This window comes from Marinobacter nauticus ATCC 49840 (genome assembly GCF_000284615.1).
GTDB lineage: Bacteria > Pseudomonadota > Gammaproteobacteria > Pseudomonadales > Oleiphilaceae > Marinobacter > Marinobacter nauticus.
Genome location: NC_017067.1, coordinates 2832052 through 2845619 on the forward strand (window position 1 = coordinate 2832052; position 13568 = coordinate 2845619).

Sequence of the window (13568 nt, forward strand, 5' to 3'; positions counted from 1 at the left end):
CACCCTATGAGCACCTTCGCAGAATACGCCATTTCCGCCATGCTGATTATCGGTGGCGTTTTTACCCTGATCGGTGCCATTGGTCTGGCTCGACTGCCGGATTTCTACACCCGACTACACGGCCCAACCAAAGCCACCACGGTTGGCGTTGGCGCCATCGTGATCAGCTCCGTGATTTACTTCAGCACGCTTGGACGAGGCATCGGGATAGAGGAAATCCTGATCACGGCGTTCCTGTTCATGACGGCGCCCATCAGCGCCAACTTCCTGGCAAAAGCCGCGATGCACCTGGAAGTCAGAACCTCCAAGAACACTCGCGGTCAAAGCTGGGATCAGTGAGTCCCTTGCAACCATGGGCTCGGTGAGCCTTTTGTAAAAAAGGATCGTATTTATCAAAGGGCTACCGGCAACCAGAATCTGTAAAAACACTTAAAGTCAGGCCTTAAAGGAGCCATCTCCCATGATGTTACTGGCTGTGCTATCCGGTTTTATGCTGGCGGTCGCGGTACCGGCGCTTTATCGTTTGGCAGGCAGTTACATTGGCTGGGTATTGGCTCTGCTCCCCGCTTCCCTCACAGCTTACTTCGCCAGCCTGATTCCCACGATCCGTGGTGGTGAAAGGCTCCTGATTGAAACGCCCTGGATGCCGGGGCTCGGGATAACCCTGGACTTCATGGTCGATGGCCTGTCCCTGGTGTTTGCCCTTTTGATCAGCGGCATCGGCACCTTCATTCTGATCTACGCCGGTTCTTACCTGAAAGGCCACAAAGACCTCGCCCGGTTCTACGTCATCATGCTGTCTTTCATGGCATCCATGCTTGGACTGGTGCTTTCGGACAATCTCATTACCTTTTTTGTGTTCTGGGAACTGACCAGCATCACTTCCTACATGCTGATCGGCTTCAACCATGAAGATGCCGAGGCACGAAAGTGTGCGCTCCAGGGCCTGTTCGTAACCGCCGGTGGCGGGCTCGTGTTGATGGCGGGCCTGATCCTGCTGATTTTTATCACCGGGGATTCCTCCTTCTCGGGCCTTCTGGCGTCAGAACTGTCCATTCATGAGCATCCGCATTACACCGCGGCCGCGGTCTGCATACTGATTGGCGCCTTTACCAAATCCGCGCAGACGCCTTTCCATTTCTGGCTGCCAAACGCCATGGCGGCACCCACCCCGGTTTCGGCCTACCTGCATTCTGCGACCATGGTGAAGGCGGGCGTGTATCTGCTGGCCCGCCTGAATCCGTCAATGAGCGGAGACATGTTGTGGAGCGGCTCCCTGTTGGTGTTTGGTGCATTAACCATGCTCACCGGCGCCTATCTTGCCTACAGCAGCACCGGCATCAAGAAGGTTCTGGCTTATTCCACGGTGATGGCGCTGGGCACCCTGACCATGCTGGTGGGTGTGGGTACTGAACTGGCCATCACAGCTTTTATCTGCTTCCTGGTGGCCCACTCCCTGTACAAGGGCGCCTTGTTTATGCTCGCCGGCGCCCTGGACCACGAAACCGGCACCAAAGATATTACCCGGATGGGTGGCCTGAGGCACAGCATGCCCAAAACGGCCGTCATTACCGGGCTTGCCGCCCTATCACTGGCAGGGCTTCCACCACTGTTCGGGTTCGTGGCCAAGGAACTGTTACTGGAGTCGCTGTTGAATGCGCCAATATGGCAAACCGGGCTTCTGGTGGCCGCCGTTCTCTCGGCCATGCTGGTGGTGGCCGTCGCCGGTCTGGTGTTTATCAAGCCCTTTTTCGGGCCGGTTGTTAAAACGCCCAAACTGCCCCACGAGGCTCCGTTTGCAATGCTGATCGGCCCCGGTGTGCTGGCACTGCTCGCCCTGGTTTTCGGAATCATGCCATCTCTGCCCGCAAATCTGGTTCTGGACGCCGCTATTTCAGCAGTCTCCGGCTACCCGGTAGAAACCGCCCTCGCCCTCTGGCATGGCATCAACCTTCCCCTGATGCTTTCCGGTCTCAGTCTCCTGGCAGGCTCGTTCCTGGTGGTAGGCTGGCGCCGACTGCAGCCAACCCTGTATGCGCTTAATACCGCCGCCAGCCGAATCGGCCCCGAGGCGGGTTATTTCCGCTTCATGGAAGGTATCAGTCAGGTTGCGGGCTGGCAGACCCGGCTCCTGCAGAACGGCGTTCTCGGAATCTATCTTCTGGTACTGGTTCTTGTCACCTTCTCTCTGGCAGGCTATACCCTGCTGACCCGGCATGGTCTCCAGCTGGATTTTGACTTCAGTGACAGTTATTTCTACGAGTGGGGAATCGCGCTCCTGATTGTCGCTGCGACCGTCTTTGCCTGTGTCACCCGGTCCCGGCTTGGCTCGGTTGCTTCGCTGGGGGTACTGGGCTTTGGTGTGGCCCTGACCTTCATTCACTTCAGTGCACCGGATCTGGGCATTACCCAACTACTGGTGGAGACCCTCACCGTCATTCTGCTTGTGCTGGTGCTGTTCCGGCTGCCACCGTTTGCCAAGCTGTCCTCGTCCTGGGAACGTTACCGGGACCTGTCTGTCGCAGTGTTTGCGGGCGTGGTGATGACGCTCATCATTCTTGCTGTTCTGGATATCCAGTACTTTGACAGCATTTCCAGCTACTACGTTGAAAACAGCTATGGTCTGGCGTTTGGCAAAAATATCGTCAACGTAATTCTGGTGGACTTCCGGCAACTGGATACTCTGGGGGAAATATTTGTACTGGGTCTTGCCGCAATTGGCGTTTACTCCATGATCAAGCTCAGGGCGGAGGACCAGTACAAGCCATGAAATCCAACACCGTGATTCTCCACACCGCGGCATTGGCGATCATGCCGCTGCAGCTGATGTTTTCGGTGTTCCTGCTTTTGCGCGGGCACGACGAACCCGGCGGCGGTTTCATCGGGGGCCTGGTCGCTGCAAGCGCGTTTGTTCTCTACGCCTTCGCCTTCGGCGCGGAAGCCACCCGCAAACTCCTTCGGGTGCACCCGAAGGATCTCCTGGCAGCCGGCCTGCTGTTCGGGCTGGCATCCACAATTCCGGCCCTGTTGTCTGGTCAGGCCATGCTCACCGCCCACTGGTGGGAGCTTCCGCTGCCTGGTGACAGCTACCTGAAGTTATCGACCGTACTCGTCTTCGACATTGGCGTGTATCTGGCGGTCCTTGGCACACTGATGACATTCGTGATCGGTCTGATGGAGGTTGAGGGATGAGGCGAACACAGTTTTTTGAACGGGGAGCATCGCTATGGAAAGCCTGATGGCCCTTGTGGTTGGTATCTTGTTCGCGGCCAGTATCTACATGATGCTCAGACGCTCCATCGTGAAAATCGTTATTGGCCTGATCATTCTGAGCAATGCGGCAAACCTGCTGATTTTTGTGGTGTCGGGTCTAACCCGGGGCGCACCTCCGCTGATAGCCGACGGCGCGAAGCAGGTGGCTGGAACGGTGGCAGATCCGTTACCCCAGGCCCTCATCCTTACGGCTATCGTGATCGCGTTCAGCGTTCTGGCCTTTGCGGTGGTTCTGATCCGCCGGGCATACGAAGTTGTGGGCACCGATGATCTGGACAAGATGAAGGATACCGACACTTGAACCTGGAAGTTGTTCTCCCGATTCTGATCCCCCTGACCGCCGGCGCCCTGTCCCTGGCGCTGTGGCGCTCGGTTCAGCTGCAACGCCTGGTTGCCGTGGTAGCCACCGCTCTTTTGCTGGCCGCCAGCATCTGGCTGATGCGCTCAACCATCGACAAAGGCTTCCTGGTGATGGAAATGGGCAGCTGGCCGGCGCCGTTCAGCATTGTGCTGGTGGCGGACATCCTCAGCGCCATCATGATTGTGCTGACTGGCATTATCGGGCTCGCCATTGCCATCTATTCGCTGGCTTCAACGCCCCCGGGCCACGAAAGGTTCGGCTACTACCCGCTGATGCACCTGTTGCTTGCCGGGGTCACTGGCGCCTTCCTGACCGGCGATATTTTCAATCTCTTCGTCTGGTTTGAGGTCATGCTGCTGGCATCCTTTGCCCTGCTCACCCTCGGTGGCGAGCGTGCCCAGATGGAAGGCGCCATCAAATACGTTACCCTGAACCTGTTTTCATCGGCCCTCTTCCTGTCAGCCGTCGGCCTGCTGTACGGCATGGTGGGTACCCTCAACATGGCGGATATTGCCCAGAAGGTGAGCCGTGTTGAGGATCCCGGCATGATCACCGTGGTGTCGCTTATGTTCATGGTATCGTTTGGCATCAAAGCGGCGGCATTCCCCCTGTTTTTCTGGCTCCCGGCCTCATACCACACCCCTCAGGTCGCTGTATCCGCACTGTTCGCGGGACTGCTGACCAAAGTCGGGGTGTACGCACTCTATCGGGTATTCACCCTGATTTTCACCCAGGATGTGGAATATACCCACACCATCCTGCTCTGGGCGGCCGCCCTGACGATGCTGACCGGTGTGCTCGGCGCCGCCGCACAGTTCGAGTTCCGCAGGATTCTGTCCTTCCACATCGTCAGCCAGATCGGCTACATGCTTCTGGGGCTGGCCTTGTTTACGCCCCTGGCGCTGATTGGCGGTGTGTTTTACATCATGCATCACATCATCGTTAAAACGAATCTGTTCCTGGTAAGCGGCATCACCTATCGCCTGCTGGGCAGCTATGAACTGAAAGACCTGGGTGGCGTGTATCGGCAGCGCCCTTACCTGGCGTTACTATTCCTGATTCCGGCCTTGTCGCTGGCCGGTATTCCGCCCTTGTCCGGCTTTTTCGCCAAGTTCGTTGTTGTCCGTGCCACACTGGAATCCAGCGAATATCTTGTCGCAGCGGTCGCCTTGCTCGTGGGCTTGCTGACCCTCTACTCCATGATCAAGATCTGGGCGGAAGTGTTCTGGAAGAAAGTCCCCGAGCACGTTACCGACACCAGACGGCTCAATGGTGACATCAAAGACAAACGCAGTTGGGCCTACTACACCCCGGTGGTGGGGCTTGCGGTGTGCACACTGATTATTGGCCTCTATGGTCAGCCCATTTACGTGCTTGCAGAATCCGCCGCCGAGCAGCTGATGAACCCGCAGCTTTACATAGAAGCGGTTCTGGGAGGGCAACCTGAATGATCGGCCTGTTCTGGAATTTACTGCTGGCTCTGGCCTGGGTAACCCTCACGGGTAGCATCACGGCCATGAACCTGCTGGCAGGTTTTATCTTTGGCTACGTCGCCCTCATGGTGCTGCAGAAACAGGTGCCGGTGCTGAAAGGGTATTCCCGCCGGATTCCCCGTCTCGCCGCTTTCCTGGTGTATTTCCTGAAAGAACTGGTGAAGTCGAATCTGAGGGTCGCCTATGACATCGCAACGCCGGTCTGGCACATGAAGCCGGGAGTGATCGCGTTTCCGCTCCGGGCCGAGACCGATATGGAAATTCTCTTTGTCAGCAGCGTCATTTCTCTCACCCCCGGAACCCTGAGCCTGGATGTTTCTGACGATCGAAAGGTGCTGTTTATCCACGCCATGTTTCTTCACGACGAAGAGCAGCTCAGAAACGACCTGAGAGAACTCGAACGCCGAATCCTGAAGGTGACGCGCTAGGAGGCCAGTCATGCTGAATGTGGTGATCAATATTGTCTATCTGATGCTGTCTCTGGCGCTGCTCTTTGCCTTCATTCGGCTTACCCGTGGTCCGTCCTTGCCGGACCGGGTGGTCGCATTGGAACTGATTGCATCCATCGTGGTTGGCTACGTGGGTGTGCACGCGATTGATACCGGCGTAGCCAGTTTCCTGGATGTTGCCATTGTTATCGCCCTGACAGCCTTTCTGGCAGCCATCGGCTTCGCCAGATTCGTGGAGCGCGGAGGCGTTAAGAATGATTGAAATACTGGTATCCGTTCTGCTTCTGGCAGGCGCTGCTTTCATGGTACTGGCCGCCATCGGCGTTCTCAGGTTGCCCGATCTCCCCACCCGTATGCACGCCACGACCAAAGCCGGTGCCCTCGGGGCCATGATGACCATGGGTGGCGTGGCGTTCTATTTCGGGGATAGCACCGTGGCCGCTCGCGCCGTTGCCATTGTTATCTTCATTCTTTTGACCGCTCCCATTGCCGCCCATGTCATAGGCCGGGCCGGTTATTTCACCGGCACCAAACTATGGGCAGGCACCATTAAGGATGAGCTGCAGGAACGATACGACCCGGAGACCCATAAGCTCAGTAGCGGTCTAGAGGAGCTAGAGCCAGAGATGCCAACCCACACTGAAAAAGGCACCTCAAACCAATAGTTTGTGATTGGCAGCACAGGAATTTCCAGTATAGTAGGCTGCAAACCATTTCAAGGAATACCAGACATGCTGACAGTCAATGAATACTTCGATGGCAAGGTAAAATCGGTGGCTTTCCAGTCCAGCACACTGCCTGCCACAGTCGGTGTCATCAGTGCCGGCGAATATGAATTTGGCACCTCAGAAAAAGAAACCATGACGGTCGTCAGCGGTGAACTGACGGTGCTGCTGCCGGGCCAGCAAGACTGGCAAACCTTTGGTGCCGGCGAAAGTTTTGAAGTAGCGGGGCAAGCGAGCTTCAAAGCGAGAACGGATGTCGACACCGCTTATCTATGTACCTACGGATAAGCCTCAGTCAGTCAGCCAGTCTTTCTTACCGAGACAACAAACATAAGCAGAGAAAGAGGACAACAACATGGCACAAACCCGAATTCTCAAACCAGCTGAAAACGCCCACCAGTACCAGCTCCTGATCAAGCGCTTGCTGATGTCCGGGCCCCGCTATAACCCGGATCAGGAGATTGTTTACGCCAATCGCAGCAAATACACCTACAAAGACCTGGTCGAGCGCATCCATCGCCTTGCCAATGCCCTGACCGACGCCGGCATCAAACCTGGCGATACCGTGGCTGTGATGGATTGGGATACGCCCCGGTACCTGGAGTGCTTTTTTGCGATTCCGATGATTGGCGCCATACTGCACACGGTCAACGTGCGGCTGTCGCCGGAGCAGATTGTCTACACCATGAACCACGCCGAGGACGACGCGGTGCTGGTGCATGATGACTTCCTGCCCATCATCGATGGCGTGAAAGACGAGATCAAAACCGTTAAAACCTGGATTCAGGTAACCGACAGCGACAAGGCGGGCAACGCCTCTTTCGTCACACACGGCGAGTACGAAGCCCTGCTGGCCGCGGCCAGCGACCACTTCGACTTCCCGGATTTCGACGAAAACAGCGTCGCCACCACCTTCTACACCACCGGCACCACCGGCAACCCGAAAGGCGTGTATTTCAGTCACCGCCAGCTGGTTCTGCACACTCTTTCCATGGCCGGCAGCATCTCCCATTTCGACGAGATGCCGCTGTTGCGTTCATCCTCGGTGTATATGCCGGTCACGCCCATGTTCCACGTTCACGCCTGGGGCGTACCCTACGCGGCCACCATGATGGGCATCAAACAGGTATACCCCGGCCGTTATGAGCCGGAACTGCTGGTGGATTTGCTCAAGAAGCACAAGGTCAGCTTCTCCCACTGCGTGCCCACCATCATGCAGATGATGATGGCCACCGAGTCCATCAAGACCGCCGACCTGAGCAACTGGCATGTGCTCATCGGTGGCAGCGCACTGACCAAAGGCCTGTGCGATGCGGGGGCGAAACTCGGCATCAAGATGTTCACCGGCTACGGCATGTCCGAAACCTGCCCGCTGCTGAGCACCACGCACCTCACCCCGGCGGATTTTGAACTGCCTCTGGATCAGCAAACCGCAATCCGGGTGAAGACCGGTAAAGCCGTGCCCATGGTGGAACTGGAAATTGTCGATCCTGATGGCAAACCGGTACCCCATGATGGCGAAGCCAAGGGTGAAGTGGTCGCCCGGGCCCCCTGGCTGACCCAGAGCTACTTCAAACAGCCGGACAAAGGCGAGGAACTGTGGGAAGGCGGCTGGTTGCACACCGGCGATGTGGCCTCCATGGAGCCGGATAACACGCTCACGATCAAAGACCGCATCAAGGATGTGATCAAGACCGGGGGCGAATGGCTGTCGTCGCTCGACCTTGAGAACATGATCAGCCAGCACCCGGCCGTTGCCGGGGCTGCGGTCGTGGGTGTGCCCGATGAGAAATGGGGGGAACGGCCCTACGCCCTGATCACCCTGAAGCCCGGAGAATCCATCTCTGAGCAGGATATCAAGCAGCACCTGCAACAGTTTGTCGACAGTGGCGACATCAACAAATGGGCGATTCCCGAGCAGATGCGGTTTGTGGAGGACATCCCGAAGACCAGCGTCGGCAAGATCAACAAGAAACTGATTCGGGATCAGTTGAAGGACTAGGGTCCCGAGAAACCAGAAACGCCGGCGTCCTGGCAACAGACGCCGGCGTTTCTGGTTGTGCGGTTACCTGAATCTTCGGCTGCTCAGAGACCGGAGAAGGTGAAGTCCACCTCGGGACTCTTGCCAGCCACAATATCCGCCAGAGCGGCCGCCGAGCCGCAGGAGTGGGTCCAGCCCAGGGTACCGTGGCCGGTATTCAGGTACAGATTGCTGAAATGGCTCTTACCGATGTAGGGCACATTGGAGGGTGTGGCAGGCCGCAGGCCGGTCCAGAACTCGGCCTGGTCCCAATAACCGGCCTCGGGCATCACTTCCGCAGCCCGGCGGACAATGGCTCGGCAACGGGTAAAGTTCAAGTCGCGACTGTAACCATTCAACTCTGCCGTGCCGGCCACCCGCATTCGGTCGCCCAGGCGCGAGTAAACCAGCTTGTATTCGTCGTCGGTCAGGCTGACGTTAAAGGCCGCTTCTTCGTTTTTCACCGGCACGGTAATGGAATAGCCCTTGGCCGGATAGATATTCAGGAACATCCCGAGCTGGCGGGCAAGTACCCCACTGAAACTGCCCAGGCTCAACACATAGCTGTCCGCCCTCAGGGTGTGGTGTTTGCCGTCTTTCAGTGCCAGCACGCCCAGAATCCGGTCACCCGCCCGATCAAAACCCAGGACTTCGGTGCCATATTCAAAGGCCACCCCTGCTTCTTTACATTTCTCAGCCAGTGCCTGGGTAAATTTGCGGGCATCGCCGCTTTCGTCATCGGCGGTGTAAGTGGCGCCGGCAATTCGATGACGGATCGGCTCAAGCGCCGGCTCCAGCTCAACCGCACGGCCGGCATCGATAACCTGACGGTCACAGCCCAGGTCACGCATAATGCGGGAAGGTTCCAGGGCCGCATCAAACTCGGCAGGATTGGTGTAGAAATGCAGAATGCCCTTCGCCAACTGGTCATAATCCAGAGTCAGTTCTTCCCGCAGCGACTGCAGGCAAGAACGGCTGTAGGTGCCGAGATTGACCATCTGGCGGATATTGTGGGCGGCTTTGGCGGAGGTACACTGGGCCAGGAACGACAGCGCCCAGCGCCACTGATAGAGGTCGAGCCGCGGCCGGAACAACAGCGGGGCATCCGGCTGGAACAGCCATTTAGCGACTTTCAGGGGCGCCGAGGGATTGGCCCACGGCTCGGCATGGGACACCGACACCTGCCCGCCATTGGCGTAGCTGGTTTCCAGCCCTGACTGGTTCTGGCGGTCGACCACGGTTACCTGGTGCCCCTGTTTCTGCAGGTACCACGCCGTGGTAATACCAACGACCCCTGCCCCAAGTACCGCTATGTGCATGCCTGCCTCCCCTGAATTGGTCAACTGTGGTGGCTTCGGAACGTTAGCCACCCGCGCGCTTGACGGTCCAGCCTTTCTGCTCCAGTAACGGCACCAGAATATCTCGCTGGTCGCCCTGTATTTCCACCACACCGTCTTTTACTGTACCACCTGTACCGCATTTGGCTTTTAGCTGTTTGGCGTAGGCTTTCAGTTCTTTGTCGTCGAGCGGAATACCCGTCACCAGGGTCACGCCCTTGCCTTTGCGGCCCTTTGTCTCCCGGCTAACGCGCACAATACCGTCTCCGGCCGGCCTCTGCGCCGCCTGGCAGGTGCAGTCATCCAGCGGGTTCCGGCACTCAGGGCACATCCTCCCCTGATCCGTGGAGAACACCAGACCACCCTTGCGCTTGTTCATACCCATGATTACGCCTTTATCTGCAATCAGTTCAGGCCCGGAGGGTATTTGGAAAACATTTCCGAGACAACCTCGTCAATCAGCTCGCGGCGGGTTTCCGGAGACTGGTTTTCATTGAGATAGCGCCGGCTCGCGGCTTGCCAGACCACTTCCTCGGTGGTCCGATCAACCATTCTCACCACCAGTTTGCCCTCGGTTACCTCTCGCACCGGTGGCGGCGATGAGAGGCCCCAGCCGAAGTTGCCATGGCCGAACCCGAACCCCAGGCCAACGCCTACCTGCTCAAGCCGTTCCTCGGCCACAATCTGCCAGCTGATCAGAAGATCAGCTTCAGTTTCCGTCACTTTTTTCATGGCCTTCCGGTTCAGCTCGCGCTCTACCGCGTCCCGAACCCGGGCGTCATCCAGCGAGGTGAAACCAGAGTCCTGGGCGTTGCTGGCAAAGGCCCAACTGCTGTAATTGCCAAAAACGGTGGCTGGATTGTAGTCGGTCACCACATTGCTGGCACAGCCGGTTATGGCCAACGCCAAAGCAGCGATCATGATAATACGCATAGGCTTAACTCCGTTGTTCCCATATGTCTCCAGTATACGCGTGCCCAGGGCTACCGGCCTGCCTCAGTCAGTCAGGTTTCAAAACGGTAATCCATCTTCTGGGACTCACAAAAAGCGCTGAAGTCCTGTTGCTGAGCCACAGGCAAGGAAACGCTGGCTGTCACCCGCGTAGTATAGGAAATCGCGTCGATACGCCCTTCATGCCCGTCGCACCAGTGCCGCAGCGGTTGCTCATCGGCAAACCCGAACTGCACCGTTGCCTGCACACGTGCCTGCTGCACCACGCGGTCAACGGCGGACAAGACACTTTCAGCGGCGCCGGCATAGGCCCGAACCAGGCCACCGGCTCCAAGCTTGATGCCACCAAAATAGCGGATAACGATCACCAGCACGTCGCCCATATCCTTATGCAGGATCACGCCCAGAATGGGTTTGCCGGCGGTTCCGGAAGGCTCACCATCATCATTCATGGCAGCCTCTGCCGCAGAGCCGGGCCGGCCGATCTGATAGCCCCAGCAGACATGACGGGCATCGGGGTAGTCGCGGTGGGCCTGGTCAACGTATGCACGTACGTCATCCCGGTCAGTGACGGGATACACTCGGGCAATAAAGCGGCTTTTCTTCACTTCCGTTTCCCGCTCAAGGTATCCTGCAGGAATCGGGTAATCCTTACTCATGGGCGATCCTATGACGACCGAAGACAACGAACATCCACAACCCGGGACAGCAGCCCCTGCACGGATACGCAAGGCCGCTTGCGGCGTCCGGTTTGATGAGGACGAGCTGCAGGAAGGCATTGATTTTTCTGCAGCCAGCAAGCTGAGACCGGGCAGTGACAACACACCGGATCAAAGCCCGAAAGTCGATTCGTCAGCCTCCGACAAAGACCGGTAGCTCAAGGGTCACTTCCAGGCCGCCCGCGTCCCGGTTGCGGGCACTGATCTGCCCGTCGTGGGCCTGAATGATATCACGGGCAATAGCGAGCCCCAGCCCCCAACCTTTGCCACCACGGGATTTGTCAGCCCGGAAAAACGGCTCAAACAAGTGTTGTAGCAGGTCTTCCGGAGCACCCGGTCCCTCATCAGCGACGATCAAACGGATTCTCTCATTGTCCGTGGACAGAGAGAGCTTCACCGATTTACCCGGTGGCGTGTGGTCCAGGGCGTTTTGCAGCACGTTATCAAACGCACGCTGCAATAAACTGCTGTCACCGAGCACAGACACCGCTTTGCTCTCCTCCGAGGCCACCAGTTTGCAGTCCACGCGCTGGTGCTCAGCATAATCGGCGGCATCCTGAAGCACGTGATTGACCAGGACCATCGGCTTGACCGGCTCACGCGCCATATCACCGCCGTTCTCGGACACCCGGTACAGGGTCAGAATCTGGCCGGTCATGGTTTCCAGCCGCTCGTTCTGGCGCAGAATACTGGTCATCAATGCCTCATCGGCGCCGCTATCCGAAGCCAGCTCAATCGCCACCCGCTGCCGTGCCAGCGGAGTACGAAGATCGTGGGAGATATCCCGCAACAGCTGGTTCTGACGGTCCAGCAGCTGGCACAGCCGGTCTGTCATACCGTTAAATGCCGTCGCCAACTGGCCCACTTCATCACGGCGCCGGGCAATGCGACCAGCAACCCGCAGCCCAGTATCCCCCCCGGCAATCGCCCGGGCGGTTCCCTCCATGTGTCTCAACGGCCGCGAGACCATTCGCGCAATCCACCAACAGGCCAGGGAGATCAACAGGAACGCCAGCCCCATCTCCACAAACCGGAACATTCTCGGGTCCAGCCAACCATCGCCGCCCATCCGGGGCCAGGCAACTAGCTGATAGCCCTCCTGCAGATCCAGAACAGCTGGCTTGTGGGGGTACCAACCGGACTGGATGCGTTCCCGAATCGCCCGGGGCAGTCGATGCTGGCCCTGCTCCTTTTCGATCAGCATCAGGTGCAAATCCAGGCGTTCACCTTCCGAACGCAAAAAGCGCCAGGCATCCCCCCGACCCCGCTGTTCACGAATGACTAGAGCCTCGCGAGCCAGTTCCTGTAAACCCACCTGGCGTTCAATCGCCTGGCGTTCCCGGTCCAACAGATAACGCGAGGCAAGGTGGCTGGCCACCACGGTTACCGCCATGGCCAGCCAGATGGATAGAAAAATCCGCCAGAACAGAGGAAACATGAAACGCTTCATCATGTGGGTATCCGGTAGCTGTATCCCAGTCCTCGCACCGTCTCGATACGGGGCGGGTCATCATTGCCCAGTTTCTTGCGAAGATTGCTGATGTGCATATCCAGAGTGCGGTCGTAGGCCTCAAGGCGGCGCCCCAGCGCCCACTGCATGAGATCGGTCTTGCGGACCACGCTGCCGGCATGGGCCAGCAACACCTGAAGCACTTCATACTCGGTGCCCGTCAGTTCCAGGGGCGCGTCATTCTGGTAGATGCGGCGCTGACCGGGCTCCACCCGCAAGTCACCATAAGTCCGGCTGGCGTCCACCTCGGTTTTCTGATCCCAGGCGATACGACGAAGCAGGGCCTGAAGCCGCGCCACCAGCTCTCTGGGATTGCAGGGCTTGGGAATGTAATCATCGGCGCCCACTTCAAAGCCGACGATTCGGTCGGTTTCATCGCCACGGGCCGTCAACAGGATCACGGGTAGGTGCGTCTTGCCCCGAAGTTCCCTCAGAACATCCAGACCATTGATATCAGGCAGCATGATATCGAGCACCACAATGTCACAATCCTGGCCCAGAGCGAGAGCCAGTCCATCACGACCATTGGCGGCCTCACGCACACTGAAGCCCTGGCTGGCAAGGTAGCGGGCCAGCAGCTCACGTAACTCATCGTCATCTTCAATCAACAGTACCCGGTTCTGCATCGTCTTCTCTCTGGGATGTGCCGGTCACAGTCTAGCATGGCCATCCTGCAGCGCTGCGGGCGGTCTCCCGGCCTTTACCGAACCTTTACGTAGCCCTGACACCA

The 13568-nt window shown here is 58.0% G+C and carries 17 protein-coding genes; 11 read left to right on the forward strand and 6 right to left on the reverse strand.

Translation table 11 applies throughout. The features are described from left to right. The first annotated feature begins 6 nt into the window (after positions 1-6). From MARHY_RS13115 to MARHY_RS13160, 10 genes are all read left to right on the forward strand, one after another. A complete protein-coding gene (locus MARHY_RS13115) occupies positions 7-339 on the forward strand; it encodes a Na+/H+ antiporter subunit G (protein ID WP_011786298.1) in 333 nt (110 codons plus the stop codon). Between the two features lie 121 nt (positions 340-460). After that, the gene (locus MARHY_RS13120) at positions 461-2770 is read left to right on the forward strand and encodes a putative monovalent cation/H+ antiporter subunit A (protein WP_014422216.1); all 2310 of its coding nucleotides are present in this window, start codon (positions 461-463) and stop codon (positions 2768-2770) included. Beyond that, complete coding sequence (locus tag MARHY_RS13125) at positions 2767-3192, forward strand: Na+/H+ antiporter subunit B (protein ID WP_011786300.1); 426 nt, start codon at positions 2767-2769, stop codon at positions 3190-3192. Before MARHY_RS13120 ends, MARHY_RS13125 begins: the two co-directional genes overlap by 4 nt. A gap of 34 nt (positions 3193-3226) precedes the next feature. Next, on the forward strand, positions 3227-3574 hold the full coding sequence (locus tag MARHY_RS13130; RefSeq protein ID WP_014422217.1) for a Na+/H+ antiporter subunit C: 348 nt from the start codon (positions 3227-3229) through the stop codon (positions 3572-3574). Further along, positions 3571-5085, forward strand: a complete 1515-nt coding sequence (locus MARHY_RS13135; RefSeq protein ID WP_014422218.1) for a Na+/H+ antiporter subunit D — start codon at positions 3571-3573, stop codon at positions 5083-5085. The genes MARHY_RS13130 and MARHY_RS13135 overlap by 4 nt, the downstream gene beginning before the upstream one ends. After that, positions 5082-5555, forward strand: coding sequence for a Na+/H+ antiporter subunit E (locus MARHY_RS13140; RefSeq protein ID WP_014422219.1), 474 nt, complete (start codon positions 5082-5084; stop codon positions 5553-5555). The genes MARHY_RS13135 and MARHY_RS13140 overlap by 4 nt, the downstream gene beginning before the upstream one ends. 10 nt (positions 5556-5565) lie before the next feature. Continuing rightward, positions 5566-5838, forward strand: coding sequence for an MrpF/PhaF family protein (locus tag MARHY_RS13145; RefSeq protein ID WP_011786304.1), 273 nt, complete (start codon positions 5566-5568; stop codon positions 5836-5838). Next, positions 5831-6241, forward strand: coding sequence for a monovalent cation/H(+) antiporter subunit G (gene mnhG, locus MARHY_RS13150; protein ID WP_014422220.1), 411 nt, complete (start codon positions 5831-5833; stop codon positions 6239-6241). Before MARHY_RS13145 ends, mnhG begins: the two co-directional genes overlap by 8 nt. 66 nt (positions 6242-6307) lie before the next feature. Next, positions 6308-6589 (forward strand): pyrimidine/purine nucleoside phosphorylase, encoded by a 282-nt coding sequence (ppnP, locus tag MARHY_RS13155; protein ID WP_014422221.1) that lies wholly within the window; start codon positions 6308-6310, stop codon positions 6587-6589. A gap of 67 nt (positions 6590-6656) precedes the next feature. After that, positions 6657-8303, forward strand: coding sequence for a fatty acid--CoA ligase (locus MARHY_RS13160; protein WP_014422222.1), 1647 nt, complete (start codon positions 6657-6659; stop codon positions 8301-8303). A gap of 83 nt (positions 8304-8386) precedes the next feature. Here the strand turns inward: MARHY_RS13160 and MARHY_RS13165 are convergent, their stop codons facing one another. The 4 genes from MARHY_RS13165 to MARHY_RS13180 all read right to left on the reverse strand — a co-directional run bounded on the left by MARHY_RS13165 (position 8387) and on the right by MARHY_RS13180 (position 11268). Continuing rightward, positions 8387-9640, reverse strand: coding sequence for a D-amino acid dehydrogenase (locus MARHY_RS13165; RefSeq protein WP_014422223.1), 1254 nt, complete (start codon positions 9638-9640; stop codon positions 8387-8389). Positions 9641-9683: 43 nt separating this feature from the next. Then, entirely contained in the window at positions 9684-10043 is a 360-nt protein-coding gene (locus MARHY_RS13170) for a translation initiation factor Sui1 (RefSeq protein WP_014422224.1), read from the reverse strand. Positions 10044-10063: 20 nt separating this feature from the next. Continuing rightward, positions 10064-10591 carry a DUF4136 domain-containing protein gene (locus MARHY_RS13175; protein ID WP_014422225.1) on the reverse strand — a complete coding sequence of 176 codons (528 nt, stop codon included), beginning with the start codon at positions 10589-10591 and terminating at the stop codon, positions 10064-10066. Positions 10592-10662: 71 nt separating this feature from the next. Then, the gene (locus tag MARHY_RS13180; RefSeq protein ID WP_014422226.1) at positions 10663-11268 is read right to left on the reverse strand and encodes an IMPACT family protein; all 606 of its coding nucleotides are present in this window, start codon (positions 11266-11268) and stop codon (positions 10663-10665) included. Between the two features lie 10 nt (positions 11269-11278). On the opposite strand from MARHY_RS13180, the gene MARHY_RS13185 reads away from it, so the two are divergent. Then, positions 11279-11485 (forward strand): hypothetical protein, encoded by a 207-nt coding sequence (locus MARHY_RS13185; protein ID WP_158011891.1) that lies wholly within the window; start codon positions 11279-11281, stop codon positions 11483-11485. Here MARHY_RS13185 and MARHY_RS13190 read toward each other — a convergent pair. Next, positions 11462-12781 carry a sensor histidine kinase gene (locus MARHY_RS13190; RefSeq protein WP_014422228.1) on the reverse strand — a complete coding sequence of 440 codons (1320 nt, stop codon included), beginning with the start codon at positions 12779-12781 and terminating at the stop codon, positions 11462-11464. The two genes, MARHY_RS13185 and MARHY_RS13190, sit on opposite strands and share 24 nt — an antisense overlap. Continuing rightward, positions 12778-13464 carry a response regulator transcription factor gene (locus MARHY_RS13195; RefSeq protein ID WP_014422229.1) on the reverse strand — a complete coding sequence of 229 codons (687 nt, stop codon included), beginning with the start codon at positions 13462-13464 and terminating at the stop codon, positions 12778-12780. The genes MARHY_RS13190 and MARHY_RS13195 overlap by 4 nt, the downstream gene beginning before the upstream one ends. Positions 13465-13568: the final 104 nt, after the last annotated feature.

Excerpts from the sequence above, each read along its gene's own strand:
- MARHY_RS13180 (WP_014422226.1), bottom strand. The coding sequence starts at position 11,268 with ATGAGTAAGGATTACCCGATTCCTGCAGGATACCTTGAGCGGGAAACG.
- MARHY_RS13190 (WP_014422228.1), bottom strand. The coding sequence starts at position 12,781 with ATGATGAAGCGTTTCATGTTTCCTCTGTTCTGGCGGATTTTTCTATCC.
- mnhG (WP_014422220.1), top strand. The coding sequence starts at position 5,831 with ATGATTGAAATACTGGTATCCGTTCTGCTTCTGGCAGGCGCTGCTTTC.
- MARHY_RS13140 (WP_014422219.1), top strand. The coding sequence starts at position 5,082 with ATGATCGGCCTGTTCTGGAATTTACTGCTGGCTCTGGCCTGGGTAACC.
- MARHY_RS13165 (WP_014422223.1), bottom strand. The coding sequence starts at position 9,640 with ATGCACATAGCGGTACTTGGGGCAGGGGTCGTTGGTATTACCACGGCG.
- MARHY_RS13175 (WP_014422225.1), bottom strand. The coding sequence starts at position 10,591 with ATGCGTATTATCATGATCGCTGCTTTGGCGTTGGCCATAACCGGCTGT.
- MARHY_RS13120 (WP_014422216.1), top strand. The coding sequence starts at position 461 with ATGATGTTACTGGCTGTGCTATCCGGTTTTATGCTGGCGGTCGCGGTA.
- MARHY_RS13185 (WP_158011891.1), top strand. The coding sequence starts at position 11,279 with ATGACGACCGAAGACAACGAACATCCACAACCCGGGACAGCAGCCCCT.
- MARHY_RS13125 (WP_011786300.1), top strand. The coding sequence starts at position 2,767 with ATGAAATCCAACACCGTGATTCTCCACACCGCGGCATTGGCGATCATG.
- MARHY_RS13170 (WP_014422224.1), bottom strand. The coding sequence starts at position 10,043 with ATGGGTATGAACAAGCGCAAGGGTGGTCTGGTGTTCTCCACGGATCAG.
- MARHY_RS13195 (WP_014422229.1), bottom strand. The coding sequence starts at position 13,464 with ATGCAGAACCGGGTACTGTTGATTGAAGATGACGATGAGTTACGTGAG.
- MARHY_RS13115 (WP_011786298.1), top strand. The coding sequence starts at position 7 with ATGAGCACCTTCGCAGAATACGCCATTTCCGCCATGCTGATTATCGGT.
- MARHY_RS13145 (WP_011786304.1), top strand. The coding sequence starts at position 5,566 with ATGCTGAATGTGGTGATCAATATTGTCTATCTGATGCTGTCTCTGGCG.
- ppnP (WP_014422221.1), top strand. The coding sequence starts at position 6,308 with ATGCTGACAGTCAATGAATACTTCGATGGCAAGGTAAAATCGGTGGCT.
- MARHY_RS13130 (WP_014422217.1), top strand. The coding sequence starts at position 3,227 with ATGGAAAGCCTGATGGCCCTTGTGGTTGGTATCTTGTTCGCGGCCAGT.
- MARHY_RS13160 (WP_014422222.1), top strand. The coding sequence starts at position 6,657 with ATGGCACAAACCCGAATTCTCAAACCAGCTGAAAACGCCCACCAGTAC.